Here is an 11,571-nt window from a genome sequence, read left to right as displayed (position 1 = left end):
ACCTGCCGCTTGAATGCGACACTGTGGGAACGGTGCCGTGCCATGACTTCCATCCTCCGGAAGCCCAGCCAGAGAGGTCAATCCATTTCGCCCAAGCCGTCCACCAGGAGGGGCGCACTCCAAGAGGGGGGTGCCTCTGGAAGGACCCAGACCGGGGGGGTAGGGGTGGGCTACCCCTCCCAGCCCCCTCAGTCCTTCGCCCTGGCTGGCGCGAGCCGCTACCAGGCCGAATACGCGGGTGGCTCGACACCCTGGACCCGCACCGGCAGCCGCCCCTCGCGATCCCCTACACCGCCGCGCCGCTCCTCCTTCGCCTTCTCGGCTTCCAGCTTAGCGTCGTACTTGGCCAAGGCTTCGCGCTCGGGTTCGAGATAGTCGCGCACGGAGAGGACCGACGTGCTCTCGAGGGAGCGGCGGGGGCCGGTGCCGTAGCTGATCGTCACCCCGGCCTGCGGCGCGACGTCCGGAGCGTCCCGCTTCTCCTCGCCCGTTGTGGGGCTGGTGACGTAGCCGCGCTGGTACAGGGCCTCAGCCTCCGACAGCGGTAGCCGCAGTGTTCCGCGCCCCTCCAGGAGAAGCGGCGGGATGTTGGTGAGACCGCTGGGGTGGGGCTCGATGATCACGGCGCGCAGCTGATCGACCGACACCACGACCCCTTCCTGGTGCGGCTCCACTATTGCTGTGAAGAGGTACGACTTTGCCGCATTGACGACGGCGGAACGTGCCCAGGGGGCGAAGTCTCGGGCGAAGTCGGCAGGCTCTTCGATACCGAGCGGCCCGGCGTCGCGCACGTCTTGCCGCAGGTAGGCTGCGGCGACGTTGGCGCGGAAGGTGGCCCGCAGAGAGAGGAAGAGCTCGCTCATCCCTTCCTCATTGAGCACTGCCATCACCTCCGCAGCTTCGGCCCGCAGCACGGCCAGCGTTTCGCGGCCGGTGGCCCCGTGCAGGTCGGCCTGCATGCGCGGCAGCAGCGCGACGATCCGGTTAGCGGCGAGCCGGGCGGAAGCCGCGTCGGCCTCGGCCTTCAGGATCGCCTTCTCCTCCTGGGTCAGCAGCCCGCGCTCGCGGGTGCGGTCCAGTTCGGCCGCGCGCGCCAGCAGGTCGGAGCGCGTGGCCTCCGCCTGGGCGATGGCTGTCCGTAGCGTGGCGGCGTTGGCGCCCACGGGGTGCAGCGCGAGGATCTCGTCCAGCTTCATGGCGTGCTTCCTTTCAGCGGTTGCGGCGGCCGGCGTTGAGGATGAAGGCTACGGCCTCAGCGGTGTTGGCGCGGTCGGCCTCCGCAGCCTTGGCCGGCTTCGCGTGCAGCGCCCGCGCGGCAGCGACGAGGCGCTGGGCGGCGCCCTCGTTGAGGTGCGCGAAGGTGGCGCCCGATGCCGCCGGCTTTTGCGTGCTGGCCGTGCGCGCCGCGGCAGCGGGCTTGGGCTTGGCGGGCGATGCCTTCGCCTGCGCGGCCGGCTTGAACACCTCCAGCCCCTCGGCGGCGGTGCGGGGCTTCGGCGCGAGGCCGTAGCTGTAGGCCGTGCGCTTGTTCATGACGTGCGACGGTGCGGCTGGGGATTGCTTGGTGGGCATGGTGTTTCCTTGCTTGGGAGACGTGCTCAGCCGAAGGCGCCGACCATGGCGCGCTCGACCCTGACCTCGCCGTTGGGGCCGCGGGCGGTGACGCGGGCGCCATCGGGGACCGGACCATTCCAGCTGACTTTGAATTCCACCTGCTGCGCAGGCTGACGGGCGGACTGCTGCCCAGGCAGCGAGGGGTTCGCCATCGGCCGCTCGCCCAGGTCGGACGGCGCCGGCGCGCCGGGGGCGACCGTGGTCGGCGCGGGCGGTGAAGGACGCCGCAGTTCGGGCAGCATGCGCTCGGCGGTGTTGCCGCGGGATATGGCTTCCCCGAGGCCACCCGCTGGCCGCTCAGAGAGGCGGGAGAAGGCGCTAGCGGCCTCTCGCGCTGAGCCAGCGCTGCGCAAGGCCTCACCAGCCCGGCGCGCGCCGCGATCCGGTCCCTCGGTCAGCTCGTAGTGGGTGAAGTCGAGCTGCTGCTGCCGGGTGCTCTGGCGGAACGGGGTGCCGGACCAGCGCTCGAACGAGGCGCGGCGGGTGGCGTCCCACTGCCCCATGCCGCCCGAGTTGCCGCCGTCACCCCACGGGCCGTCGTGCCGCACCCCGCTCTCGTGGTGAAAGTTGGCCACGATCCCGGCCGCAGCCTCGTCGCTCCATCCACGGCCGCGGAAGTAATCGAAGGCCTCTCGGTGTCTCGCTGTCACCTGGTTCGGACCGTCGCCGCCGCCTCCCACGTCGTGTTGCGCGGCGCGGCGCGTCTCGCCACCGGGTAGCAGACCGGTGCGTGCCTCGGGGCGGAGCATGGTGCCGATCCGCATCGCGAGCCGGTCGGCGAAAGTGTACATGTCGTTGCCGGTCAGCCCTTCTGGCTCCTCGGCTGGGCCACTGTAGAAGCCCGGCAAGGCTCCACGCCGAGCAAAGTTCTGCTCCTGCTCGCGCTGCCTTTCGCCGGTCTGATCGCGCTGCTCGCGGTATTTCCGGAGCCCTTCGCCCACGCCGAGGGCCAGCCCACCGACCCCGAGAAGCCGCAGCATCCACACGGGCGGGCGGAAGGCCACGAGGCGAACTAGACTGGCCGTCATGGTCGCCAGTGGTGCGACGAGACGGGCCGTCAGGATCGCGCCCAGCGCGGTCGCCGCGTTCCCCCAGCCGCCCATCCAGCCGACTACGCGCTCCACGTTCTTGCCGAAAGCCAGGGCGCCGGTCCCCAGCCGCTCGAAGCCGCCGCTGTCCGCAAACTCGTTGATGTTGACGGTCAGGCGCTTCACCGCGTCCTCGATGCCCTGGCCGATCGGCACGCGGTTCGTGGCGAGCCAGCGCGACAGGCGGTCGGTGAGCTCGCCCAGCGACGGGGCCACCGCCTGGGCAATGGTGTTGCCAAAGCCGCTGCTCGCCAGCGAGATGCGCTGCATGGACTGCTCGAACCGGGCGCCGATGGCCGCGCCGTTGTCGGTGACGGCCCCATAGCGCCGTGCCTCTACGGTCGCCGCAGCCAGGGCCCGCGATCCCCGCTCCACCGTTGGCATCAGCGTGGCCGGGATGCGAAGCGCCCCCATCACCCGAGCGCGCAAGGCCGGGTCGCCGATCCTGGCCAGCTGGTCGGCGACCTCGGGCAGCACCTCGGCCGCGGTGCGGGCTTGGCCGGTCACGCCGTCGCGGATCGCGACTTTCAGCAGGGCGAAATACTGCAGCGCTTGGTTGTCGCGCCCGCCGGCCGCATCGGTGAGGGCATCGCCCAGCCCCTCCAGCCCCTGCGTCATGGCCTCAGCCGAGGACCCAGTCAGGATCGCGGCGCCCTGCAAGGCATGGAGGTTCGCGGTGGTCGTGCGTACCCGGCTGGCGTCGCGGGTCAGCTGCCCACCGAAAGCACCGAAGCTCTGCGTCAGCCGGGCGATGCCCGCCACCGTGCCGGCCGCGCTGAGGGCTGCCAGGGGCGGTGCGATGGCCGTCAGGTTCCGGGTTACCGCTTGGGCGGACTGCCCCAGGCGCTCCATGCTGCGGGTCGGCGCCGTCATGCGCTCGGCCATGGCGGCAAAGCCCCGCGACATCCGCTGCGCCGTGGCGGTGAGGCGCTGCAGCGGCGCGGTGATGCGGTCGTTCGCGCTGAGGGTGAGGGACAGCGTCCCAGCGGAGGCGGTGGCCATGTGTGGGCGTTCCTGGGCTCAGCCGACGGCCACGGCGCGCGGCATGGTGGTGAGGGAGGCGGCCCGCGGCTCACGGCGCAGCACTTCGCGCTCGGCGGCGTCGAGGCGTTCCATGGCGAGGTGCAGCCGGTCAGTTTCGGCGTCGATTTCGCGGATGATCGCGTCGGAGCCGTCAGCCAGCAGGTAGCTCTCGCGACGGCGCGCCAGCGTGCCCACGGTGCTGAAAAGGGCAGTACGCTCGACGCCAAGGCGGGCGAGCGCGGAACACGGCGGAAGGCTGAGGAGATCGGTGATGCGGACCATAGAGGCGGCTCCTGCGATGACAGGAGATTGGCCCTAAAGCACTGAAAGTGCGTGTCTATTTAGCTGCTGTACGTGCAGCCGCGCGAGTGGTGAAAGATGTTGAGGATCTGACGCGCCTTGATGGACTTGCCGTCGTTCAGCGTCGCGATGCGCCGCAGTTTGTCGCGGTAGCTGTCCCCCGCGTTGTCGGTGCGATTGGTCCAGTCAGTCGCGAGAAAGCGGAACAGGTCTTGCGCCAGGGTGCGGGCCTGAGCCTCGGCCAGTAGCCCGGGCAGGAAAGCGCGGGTCGACCGGATTACCTCGTCACGCTCGTTCAGCCGCCGTGCACGGGCCAGCGACGCCGGCTCCACCTTCTGCGCCAGGAACAGCGCGTCATCGGGGGGCAGTGTGGCGAGGATGCGCTGCAGTCGTGCGCTGTCGCTTTCACTGCTCAACGGCTCATCCCGCCGTAGTTGCTGGCCGGGAGGGCAAGCCACTCATCGACGGCGTCCCGCCGCTGCGGTGCTGGCGGCGCGAGCTCTGCCGGCGCGAGGTAGTGCTCGGCCATCGCATCGGCCTCAGCCGCGTCGTGGTCGAGGTGCACCAGAGCCGTCCGCAGCGTCAGCAGGTGCGCCACCTCGTCGCGGTGCTGGCGCAGCGCGGTCAGCAGTGCCGGCGGAGGGCGGGTGGCGCTCCGCACCCGCACCTGCCCCGCGGCGTCGAGGTGCAGCTGCACCCCAGCGGCCTCGGCCTGGCGGAGGGTGGCGGCGGCGCTCAAAGGGTGTCCTCCCACCCCTCAGAAGACCCTTCTTCCCCAGCCACCCCCGCTGGAACCGCCACACTGCAACAAGTGGCAGAATTCTGCGGAAAACTGCCGTTTTCCAAACCGCCACGCATTTGCGCCTGTTGCACTTCGCTCGCGCGGTTTTCTGGCGGATTTCCGCGACGCGTCGCGTTGTGGCGGTTTGAAACCGCGGTTTGGGGCGGCGGAGGCAGATATCGCGACCATGCCGCCCGGAAGCTGTCGGCGTAGTAGCCTTTGGGTGTGGTACCATCGCGGAGGCGGATGGACGCGGGCCAGATCCCGAACGGCTTCAGCGCGCGGGCGAGCTGGTTCTTGGACATGGGCTTGCTGGCCTTCCACTCGGGCCAGGGCCGCCCTTCCATGTCCACCAGCGAGCGGGTGATATCCTCGCTGGCCATCCGGTCGGTCCCGGCCGCGGCGAAGATCGAACGGATATCGGTGAGGAGCAGAGCACCGACCTCCAGGGTGCCTTCTTCGGCCGTCCGGACGCCGAACACGTCCAGCAGTGCCTTGCGGGCCAGGGCCGGCCAGGCACCGCCGGCATCGTCGGCGATCGCCACCAGCGGCACCGACACGTCGGCTTCGCGGTCGCCCAGGGCGGCGGGCATATTCGGATCAGCAGGGAGGTGCCCGCGGCGATCACCGGCCCAGCGCGCCAGCTTTCGCGCCAGGTCGTGCAGGCGGTCGCGGGCGCCGGGCTCGCGCAGCCGCGTAACGGTCTCAGAGGCCGCCTTGCGCTGCAGAACCACGGGGAGCGCCCGATCCTCCAGCGTGCCAGGCAGGGCGCCGATGCCGGCCAGTGCGACTGGCGCGAAGGTGGCAAACCGGATGGGTTGCCATTCGTCCTTCACCTCCACCACGCGGATCACCTGCCCCGACTTCTCGAAGCCGCTGTTCAGGATGCCGCGCAGTTCCTCGTTGTCCCCGAGGAAGGTGTCGGCTTCATCGATCAGCAGCGTGAGCGGGGCCAGCGCTTCGACGGTGCGAAACACCCCCGAAGCGGAGATGCTGTCCGCCTTGAGCGGCCGGCAGGACAGGGCGCGCAGTAGGTCCAGCAGCGTGGACTTGCCGCAACGCTTGGTGGGGCTGGTCACACTCAGGCGGGGCGTGTGCTGGAAGCGGTCGTAAACCCACGTATGGGCGATCCAGAGGGCCACGGCATCGGCGGTGGTGGCAGGCAGGATGACGTGCCGGCGGATCGCGGCCGACAGGTCCGTCAGCAGCTCGGCGGCTTGCGCCCGTTCCGGCCAGGGCTCGACCTCGGCCAAATTCACGCCGCGGCCAGTGGCAGCCCCAGGCTGCGGGCGAGCCGCCTTTACCTGCTCGTCCAGCGTAGAGGTGCGGCAGCCCAGGCGTTCGGCCGCGGCGGCGCGCTCGCGGTCGTAGTCCAGCAGGTCCAGTGCGGCGAGGCGGGCAATCTCCAGCGCATCGGCGGCGCGGTCCCGCTCCGGAGGCGTCATGCCATCCATCAGCGGCTCCCTTTCGATGCAGCGCCGCTGTCGGTCCGCTGCGCCACTGCCCAGGCGGCGATGGCGGAGCCTTCCCCGGCCGGCTTGCCGGCCTGCTGCAGTGCGCCGTCGACCGCCCGCACCACCTCGTCGCCGGTGAGCAGTCCGGCCACGACCAAACGGGCAAGGCTCCAGGCTTCGGACACGGCGGTAGGGTGCCGGCTGTCGACGGGCGCGGTTGCGATGTTCGTGCAGGCCCGGGTGAGAGCGGCCCAGGCGTAGCGGTCACCACCTCCAGCGCCGCGCGTCAGAGCCGCAGGGTTCGGCTCGGGTCGAGGGGGCGGCATCAGCTGCTCCGGCGCAGGGCAGGGCACTCGCTCCTCGCCCGGCAGCTCGGCCAGCCGTGTCGGCAGCGGGTCGGCCATGCCCACGAACACCGGGGCGGCCGTGTAGCAGACCTGAGCGGCCCGCAGTGTCGAGCGATCCAAACCCGGCACGTCGCGCAACCACCGCTGGCACATCGCGCCAATCAGCGGGCGCTCCAGGTGGAACCAGAGCCGCAGGCGCAGTCCGGGCTTGATGCCGTGACTGGCGGTCGCCTGCACCACGCAGGCGGCGGCGTGGAAGGCCGCCGGCAGCATGCCGCGAGCGATGGTGCCGCATTCGGCGAGGTCGCGAGGGTCGGTGCCGGCCGGGGCAGGGATGCCGTCGCAGTCCAGCGCCACCCAACTCCGCGGCACGTCCAGAATGGTCGGCTCATCGCCCGTCTCAGGGTCACGGTGCATCAGCCGGCGGACGTTATGGCGGTGCCAGGGCTGGGCGATAGCGCCGCGCAGCAGCCCTTGCCGCTCCCGGCCTCGCAGCTCGCTCAACAGCAGCAGCAGGGTCGCCCGATCCGGCGCCAGCACCGGCACCAGGTCGACGTGCTTCGCCAAGCCATAGCCCTCGGTGGTGCCGTCGGCGTGGATCGTCTTGCACAGCCGGGGGCCGCGGGTGGTGATGCGGGTCAGGCCATCGGGGTAATGCAGCTCGCTCATCGGCTGCCCTCCTTCACCGGGTGGACGCCGCCGCGATCTCGGGCGCTGATGATCAGCGATGGGAGGTGCCGCCCCGCGCCGCCACGCCGATCGGTCTCGGCCTGCAGCAGCTCGCGCCAAGCGTCCTCTTGGTCCGTTGCTGTCTCCACCAGCAGGACGCGCCGGACCAGGCGCGCGGCTTCCACCACAGCCGAGTAATGCTCTTCCTGACCGCCCGAGGCGTGCAGCATCGTGTATGCCGACCAAGCCAGCAGGCGCCGTGCCTGCGGGAAAGCCTCGGGGCCAGGCGTCAGCACCCGAGGGCCCGGGTCGCCACCCAGCACCACCACCGTTGGCGGGCAGGCGTGATCCAGCAGCCGGACGGGCGCCCGGCCGCCGGGCGATAGCACCAGGACGCGCAGGTCACCCGCCAGCGCCGCAGCAATCAGCGGCACGGCGAAGGCGATCGGCCCGCCGCGCATCTTTTCAATCACGGCTGAGAGCTGCGCCGGCTGGTTCAGCACCAGGAGGTCGGCCGCTCTGGGGACAACGCCCAGCATCAGCGAGCTCCCTCAATCTGCGACTTGAAAGCAACGGCGGCAGCGAGGCTGCCGAACACGCGCAGCGCAGCACGGCGGCCGTCTACAGGCGGCATCTCCAGTGCCACGCGGGGCACGCCGTCGGCGTCGGCCAGCGCGGGGATATGCACCAGGCGCACCAGGGCGCAGCGTGCGTCCCCTGGCCTGTTATCTCGGTTCTTGAGCATCGGGCTTCTCCAGGAGAAATGCCCGGCGGAAAGGTCTGGCGCAGCAGCGAGAGGAACGCTATATGCGAACTGTCGTAGGTGTTCGCGTAGTCAGTAGCGTGGTTTCTCTCGCAGCCCGTCATGGCCTCACAGCCGTGGCGGGTTTTTGCTAGGCGGCGATCTTCGCAAGTTCGGCCGCGCGGTGCGGGAACGTCCGGGCACTGGCCCAGCGCTCAATCTCCGCGGCGTCGTACAGCACCCGGCGGGCACCGGCCCGGATGAATGCGGGGCCGCCGCCTTCACCACGCCAGCGCTGCAGGGTGCGGGGCGAGATGTTGAGCAACTGCGACGCAGTTGCTTCATCGAGATACCGCTTGGTGTCCATCGTTGACGGCCTGTCCCTTAGTCGCGCGACACGCCATGCGTCGCCGGGACATTCCAATAGCTGCAAGAAGTCAGACCGAGGAACAGCTAAGGCGTGGCGAAACCACGCATCCTTGTGCCGCCATGGTAGGACCGACCCCGCCGGCTCCACCATGGCGAAACCTACCCCTCTGGCTTCGCCACTTCCTCGTCGTCCAGCAGTTTCCGCCCTTCGCGGATCCGACGAAGCATGTGCGACGGATCGTCCACGCCGATCACGCTGCCGATTGCATGTAGCGCCACCTTTGCAGGAATGCCCTGCTCGCGTGCCTCCTCGTAAAATCGTGCCTGGTGCATCTTCTGCGTGGTCGCTTCGAGGGAGGCGAACGCATTCCAGCCGCCATCGCGCGTGAAGCCCAGGGCTGCCGGAACCATTGTCAGTGCTTGCGTGTAACTGATCTTCATGGCTTCGGCGTACCGCTTCGCAGCAGGCGTCTTGATCATCTCCCAGATGTTCGCGAACTCGCGGGGATCGATCGGCGGGTGATTGCTTGCCGGTGGCTCCTTGCTCAAATCCACACCGGCTGACAACGGCATCAAGCCCGCAAGCACCTGCAAGAGGTACTCCGCCACCCAGCCAGGAATGGAGAACTCTTCTCCGATTGGGTTCTCGCGTAAGACGCCGAGCTCCGAATGGAAGCGCGCTTCTAGCGCCAGCCACGCGTACATCGGATTTTGCGTCTTCTTGGCCAACTGGTGGTAGCGACGGATATTGCTTTCCCAGTCGATGGGCTCGTGCTCGCTGGTAGGCTGAGAGCTTTCTCCGTCGTCGCTCATCGTCAGCGCCTCCGCAGCGCAATCCGCAGGGTAGTGGCGGGGCAGCCAGCGCGGAGTGCTGGTTTTCGGGGGCCATCCTAGCCCCGCCGTCCGGCAGTGTAGCCGACCGACGGGTGACGCGCACGGGAATAGGGGTGCTCACCAGGTTGTGCCTGCCACGCGCCTGCACTGCCGGCTGGGCGGGGTCATCGTTCCACCTGCCGCAAACCTCGGTCGCTATCAGCAGCGCGACCCAGGCGAACCCGCCGCAACCGCCAGTTTGTTCCGGTCTCCATAGCAGGGGTCTATCGATTTCAGGATGACTGAAGCAGATGCATCCCTGGCACGGGCTTGGAAGTACGCCGAGAGCGTAGTCGCGCGACTGGACCGACAAGTCGCGCTTCTGGTCGAGATCAGGCGAGACGTGCCCCACTGCGCTCCGGCGTGGGAGAGGGTTGTGCAGAGGACCCAGGAGGAAGCTGCTGCCAGTAGGCGGACGGCGCAATGGCTTGAGCAACGCTTGGGGCGTCAGTACGGCAGCAGGCTGCCAGCGGGCCAAGTTGAAGGGCGGCCGCATTAGGCAAGGGCTATGCGGGGCGGTCACGCGGAACCGCCATTCAGGCCCAGCAGGTCGCGGCACAGCGACCACGCCAGTTCATCGTCGGGATGCGGGTTGTTGCATTCGCCCGGGTCTACGATGGTCCGTAGCACCGCAGCTTTAGCGCGCAGCCCATCGAGTGTCCGCGCTGGCAGTTGTGCCAGCCGGGCCTTCGCCTCGTGCCACAGGCTCACCCTGGCGTGGATGCTCTGCCAAAGCGCCTCGCGCCTGGGACCGTACGGTATGGTGTCGGTCAACTCCGTATCGGCGTCCGTGGCGCGGTGAAGATCCATGCACAGGTCGCGCAGCCGGAACAGCTCGGCGTCGGGGTGCGCGACAGGCTGTGCGGCAGTTGCGGCAGGCGCCAGCGCAGCTGCGGCCGCCACGATGCTACGGCGGGAGGACGATCTTCTCACGCGCCGACCCTCCCCAGCAGGCAGCGGCGCAGCTCGCGCGGCACCTGGGCGCCGGTGGCGCGGTAAGCGGAGCGTTGCTCGGCCGAGGTGGCACGGGCCGCGGTGGCGCGCCGGACGAAGGGGGCGAGGGTGGCCGGCTGGGCGCTGGCCTCGGTGTCGTCCGGGTCTCCGGCGCCGTAGTGGTTCCGGAACTGCCGGCAGGGCTGCGACACGGGATCGTCGTCGGCCGCGGCGCAGCAGTCCTGGTTGTCCTCCTCGCCGTCGTCATCCGGCTCCAGGTCCGGATCGCCGTCGATGCGGTCCAGCAGAGCAAGCGCGCGCTCGATAACTGCTGCGAGGTCGGCGCGCTGGCGGAGCAGGCGGGCTCTTCTGTCGAGGATAGCGGTGGCGGTGCGCTCTCTTCTGGGCGTGGCTGTGCTATGGGCGTGAGTAGCCATGGTTTGCTGACCTCCATCAGCGGGTTGTGGTCAGGCCGGGCATGGAGGTCGCAACTCCTTGCTCGGCCGCTCACACCCTCTTACAACGTCTAGAGGCGGTCAAGCCTTTTGTAAGAGGTTGTAAGAGATGGCGAAGGCGGCTGTCCTGTCGTTCCGCGTCAACGATGACACGAAGGAAGCGATCACCCGGGCTGCCACCACCGAGGATCGCAGCGTTTCCTATCTGGTCGAGCGCATCCTACGCGCTTGGCTGGTGGAGAAAGGCTTTCTCGCCCCAGCCTCGGACGCGTGATGCAAAGGACAGAAGCCCGGCTCCCCCAGGCGACGCATCAGGAAGTGTCCGGGTCCTGTCCAGAGCAGGGCGACCAGGAAACTGAAGTTGCCCGTCTTGGCCGTGAGTTGGACGAAGTCAAAGGACAGCTTTGGGAACTGCAGAAGAAGGAAAAGCAGTCCGAGAGAACGAGCGCTGAGCGTATTGCCACCTTGGAAAAGGATCTCAAGGCGGCGCGTGCTTACACACTAGACGCTGGCTTGGCGCGGATCGAAGCTGAGACAAAGCTTCGGGCGCTACGAGCTGCCATCATGGGCGTATCAGGCCCCAGAGGGTGGCTGTTCCGACGGGTCGCGCGAAAACTGGTGGACAGCGCACAATGACCCCTGAGCAGTGCCGCGAAGCGCGCAGGCTCCTCGGCTGGACCTACCAGCGGGCGGGAGTTCGATCGGACGTCAGCAGCTTAACAGTTCGACATTTCGAGAGAGGGGTGCGCCGGACACGTCAGACGAACGTGGCCGCGATCCGCGCAGCGCTGGAAGCCGCCGGCGTCGAGTTCATTCCAGAAAACGGCGGCGGCGGCGTCCGGCTGCGGGAGCGAGCGGCGTGAGTTCCGATCGAGACCGCGATGGACGCTGGCTCCAGCAGTTCACCGCATTGGGCGTTGCAG

Annotated in this window: 17 protein-coding genes; 3 read left to right on the top strand and 14 right to left on the bottom strand. The window is 69.0% G+C overall.

The features are described 5' to 3' along the window. Positions 1-218: 218 nt before the first annotated feature. The 14 genes from ACLIBK_RS24840 to ACLIBK_RS24775 all read right to left on the bottom strand — a co-directional run bounded on the left by ACLIBK_RS24840 (position 219) and on the right by ACLIBK_RS24775 (position 10,630). Entirely contained in the window at positions 219-1,196 is a 978-nt protein-coding gene (locus tag ACLIBK_RS24840) for a hypothetical protein (protein ID WP_415389990.1), read from the bottom strand. Between the two features lie 13 nt (positions 1,197-1,209). After that, entirely contained in the window at positions 1,210-1,572 is a 363-nt protein-coding gene (locus ACLIBK_RS24835) for a hypothetical protein (RefSeq protein ID WP_415389989.1), read from the bottom strand. Positions 1,573-1,598: 26 nt separating this feature from the next. After that, a complete protein-coding gene (locus tag ACLIBK_RS24830; protein WP_415389988.1) occupies positions 1,599-3,704 on the bottom strand; it encodes a phage tail tip lysozyme in 2,106 nt (701 codons plus the stop codon). 18 nt (positions 3,705-3,722) lie between these two features. Further along, positions 3,723-4,007: a hypothetical protein gene (locus ACLIBK_RS24825; protein WP_415389987.1), complete on the bottom strand. Its 285-nt coding sequence runs from the start codon at positions 4,005-4,007 to the stop codon at positions 3,723-3,725. Between the two features lie 59 nt (positions 4,008-4,066). Next, entirely contained in the window at positions 4,067-4,441 is a 375-nt protein-coding gene (locus ACLIBK_RS24820) for a hypothetical protein (protein ID WP_415389986.1), read from the bottom strand. After that, positions 4,438-4,764: a hypothetical protein gene (locus ACLIBK_RS24815; protein WP_415389985.1), complete on the bottom strand. Its 327-nt coding sequence runs from the start codon at positions 4,762-4,764 to the stop codon at positions 4,438-4,440. Before ACLIBK_RS24815 ends, ACLIBK_RS24820 begins: the two co-directional genes overlap by 4 nt. Continuing rightward, positions 4,761-6,260, bottom strand: coding sequence for a DUF3631 domain-containing protein (locus ACLIBK_RS24810; RefSeq protein WP_415389984.1), 1,500 nt, complete (start codon positions 6,258-6,260; stop codon positions 4,761-4,763). The genes ACLIBK_RS24815 and ACLIBK_RS24810 overlap by 4 nt, the downstream gene beginning before the upstream one ends. Then, positions 6,260-7,276, bottom strand: coding sequence for a hypothetical protein (locus tag ACLIBK_RS24805; RefSeq protein WP_415389983.1), 1,017 nt, complete (start codon positions 7,274-7,276; stop codon positions 6,260-6,262). The genes ACLIBK_RS24810 and ACLIBK_RS24805 overlap by 1 nt, the downstream gene beginning before the upstream one ends. Continuing rightward, positions 7,273-7,815 (bottom strand): hypothetical protein, encoded by a 543-nt coding sequence (locus tag ACLIBK_RS24800; protein WP_415389982.1) that lies wholly within the window; start codon positions 7,813-7,815, stop codon positions 7,273-7,275. Before ACLIBK_RS24800 ends, ACLIBK_RS24805 begins: the two co-directional genes overlap by 4 nt. Beyond that, positions 7,815-8,021 carry a hypothetical protein gene (locus ACLIBK_RS24795; RefSeq protein WP_415389981.1) on the bottom strand — a complete coding sequence of 69 codons (207 nt, stop codon included), beginning with the start codon at positions 8,019-8,021 and terminating at the stop codon, positions 7,815-7,817. Before ACLIBK_RS24795 ends, ACLIBK_RS24800 begins: the two co-directional genes overlap by 1 nt. 148 nt (positions 8,022-8,169) lie before the next feature. Then, entirely contained in the window at positions 8,170-8,385 is a 216-nt protein-coding gene (locus ACLIBK_RS24790; protein ID WP_415389980.1) for a helix-turn-helix transcriptional regulator, read from the bottom strand. Positions 8,386-8,546: 161 nt separating this feature from the next. Then, a complete protein-coding gene (locus tag ACLIBK_RS24785) occupies positions 8,547-9,200 on the bottom strand; it encodes a hypothetical protein (RefSeq protein WP_415389979.1) in 654 nt (217 codons plus the stop codon). A 579-nt stretch (positions 9,201-9,779) separates the two neighbouring features. Beyond that, positions 9,780-10,193, bottom strand: coding sequence for a hypothetical protein (locus tag ACLIBK_RS24780; protein ID WP_415389978.1), 414 nt, complete (start codon positions 10,191-10,193; stop codon positions 9,780-9,782). Further along, positions 10,190-10,630, bottom strand: a complete 441-nt coding sequence (locus ACLIBK_RS24775) for a hypothetical protein (protein WP_415389977.1) — start codon at positions 10,628-10,630, stop codon at positions 10,190-10,192. Before ACLIBK_RS24775 ends, ACLIBK_RS24780 begins: the two co-directional genes overlap by 4 nt. Before the next feature lie 127 nt (positions 10,631-10,757). Between ACLIBK_RS24775 and ACLIBK_RS24770 the strand changes: the two genes are divergently transcribed. From ACLIBK_RS24770 to ACLIBK_RS24760, 3 genes are read left to right on the top strand one after another with little or no spacing between them, the layout of a single operon-like run. After that, complete coding sequence (locus ACLIBK_RS24770) at positions 10,758-10,922, top strand: ribbon-helix-helix protein, CopG family (RefSeq protein WP_415389976.1); 165 nt, start codon at positions 10,758-10,760, stop codon at positions 10,920-10,922. Next, on the top strand, positions 10,922-11,284 hold the full coding sequence (locus tag ACLIBK_RS24765; protein WP_415389975.1) for a hypothetical protein: 363 nt from the start codon (positions 10,922-10,924) through the stop codon (positions 11,282-11,284). Before ACLIBK_RS24770 ends, ACLIBK_RS24765 begins: the two co-directional genes overlap by 1 nt. Next, a complete protein-coding gene (locus tag ACLIBK_RS24760; RefSeq protein ID WP_415389974.1) occupies positions 11,281-11,511 on the top strand; it encodes a transcriptional regulator in 231 nt (76 codons plus the stop codon). Before ACLIBK_RS24765 ends, ACLIBK_RS24760 begins: the two co-directional genes overlap by 4 nt. The last annotated feature ends 60 nt before the right edge of the window (positions 11,512-11,571 follow it).

Origin of the sequence: Roseomonas sp. BN140053 (assembly GCF_047690175.1) — a bacterium.
Classification (GTDB): domain Bacteria; phylum Pseudomonadota; class Alphaproteobacteria; order Acetobacterales; family Acetobacteraceae; genus Roseomonas.
The sequence above is the reverse complement of the archived record's forward strand: the minus strand, read 5'-3'. Positions and strand labels throughout refer to the sequence as shown.

Excerpts from the sequence above, each read along its gene's own strand:
- ACLIBK_RS24840 (WP_415389990.1), bottom strand. The coding sequence starts at position 1,196 with ATGAAGCTGGACGAGATCCTCGCGCTGCACCCCGTGGGCGCCAACGCC.
- ACLIBK_RS24835 (WP_415389989.1), bottom strand. The coding sequence starts at position 1,572 with ATGCCCACCAAGCAATCCCCAGCCGCACCGTCGCACGTCATGAACAAG.
- ACLIBK_RS24830 (WP_415389988.1), bottom strand. The coding sequence starts at position 3,704 with ATGGCCACCGCCTCCGCTGGGACGCTGTCCCTCACCCTCAGCGCGAAC.
- ACLIBK_RS24825 (WP_415389987.1), bottom strand. The coding sequence starts at position 4,007 with ATGGTCCGCATCACCGATCTCCTCAGCCTTCCGCCGTGTTCCGCGCTC.
- ACLIBK_RS24810 (WP_415389984.1), bottom strand. The coding sequence starts at position 6,260 with ATGGATGGCATGACGCCTCCGGAGCGGGACCGCGCCGCCGATGCGCTG.
- ACLIBK_RS24805 (WP_415389983.1), bottom strand. The coding sequence starts at position 7,276 with ATGAGCGAGCTGCATTACCCCGATGGCCTGACCCGCATCACCACCCGC.
- ACLIBK_RS24800 (WP_415389982.1), bottom strand. The coding sequence starts at position 7,815 with ATGCTGGGCGTTGTCCCCAGAGCGGCCGACCTCCTGGTGCTGAACCAG.
- ACLIBK_RS24795 (WP_415389981.1), bottom strand. The coding sequence starts at position 8,021 with ATGCTCAAGAACCGAGATAACAGGCCAGGGGACGCACGCTGCGCCCTG.
- ACLIBK_RS24790 (WP_415389980.1), bottom strand. The coding sequence starts at position 8,385 with ATGGACACCAAGCGGTATCTCGATGAAGCAACTGCGTCGCAGTTGCTC.
- ACLIBK_RS24785 (WP_415389979.1), bottom strand. The coding sequence starts at position 9,200 with ATGAGCGACGACGGAGAAAGCTCTCAGCCTACCAGCGAGCACGAGCCC.
- ACLIBK_RS24775 (WP_415389977.1), bottom strand. The coding sequence starts at position 10,630 with ATGGCTACTCACGCCCATAGCACAGCCACGCCCAGAAGAGAGCGCACC.
- ACLIBK_RS24770 (WP_415389976.1), top strand. The coding sequence starts at position 10,758 with ATGGCGAAGGCGGCTGTCCTGTCGTTCCGCGTCAACGATGACACGAAG.
- ACLIBK_RS24765 (WP_415389975.1), top strand. The coding sequence starts at position 10,922 with ATGCAAAGGACAGAAGCCCGGCTCCCCCAGGCGACGCATCAGGAAGTG.
- ACLIBK_RS24760 (WP_415389974.1), top strand. The coding sequence starts at position 11,281 with ATGACCCCTGAGCAGTGCCGCGAAGCGCGCAGGCTCCTCGGCTGGACC.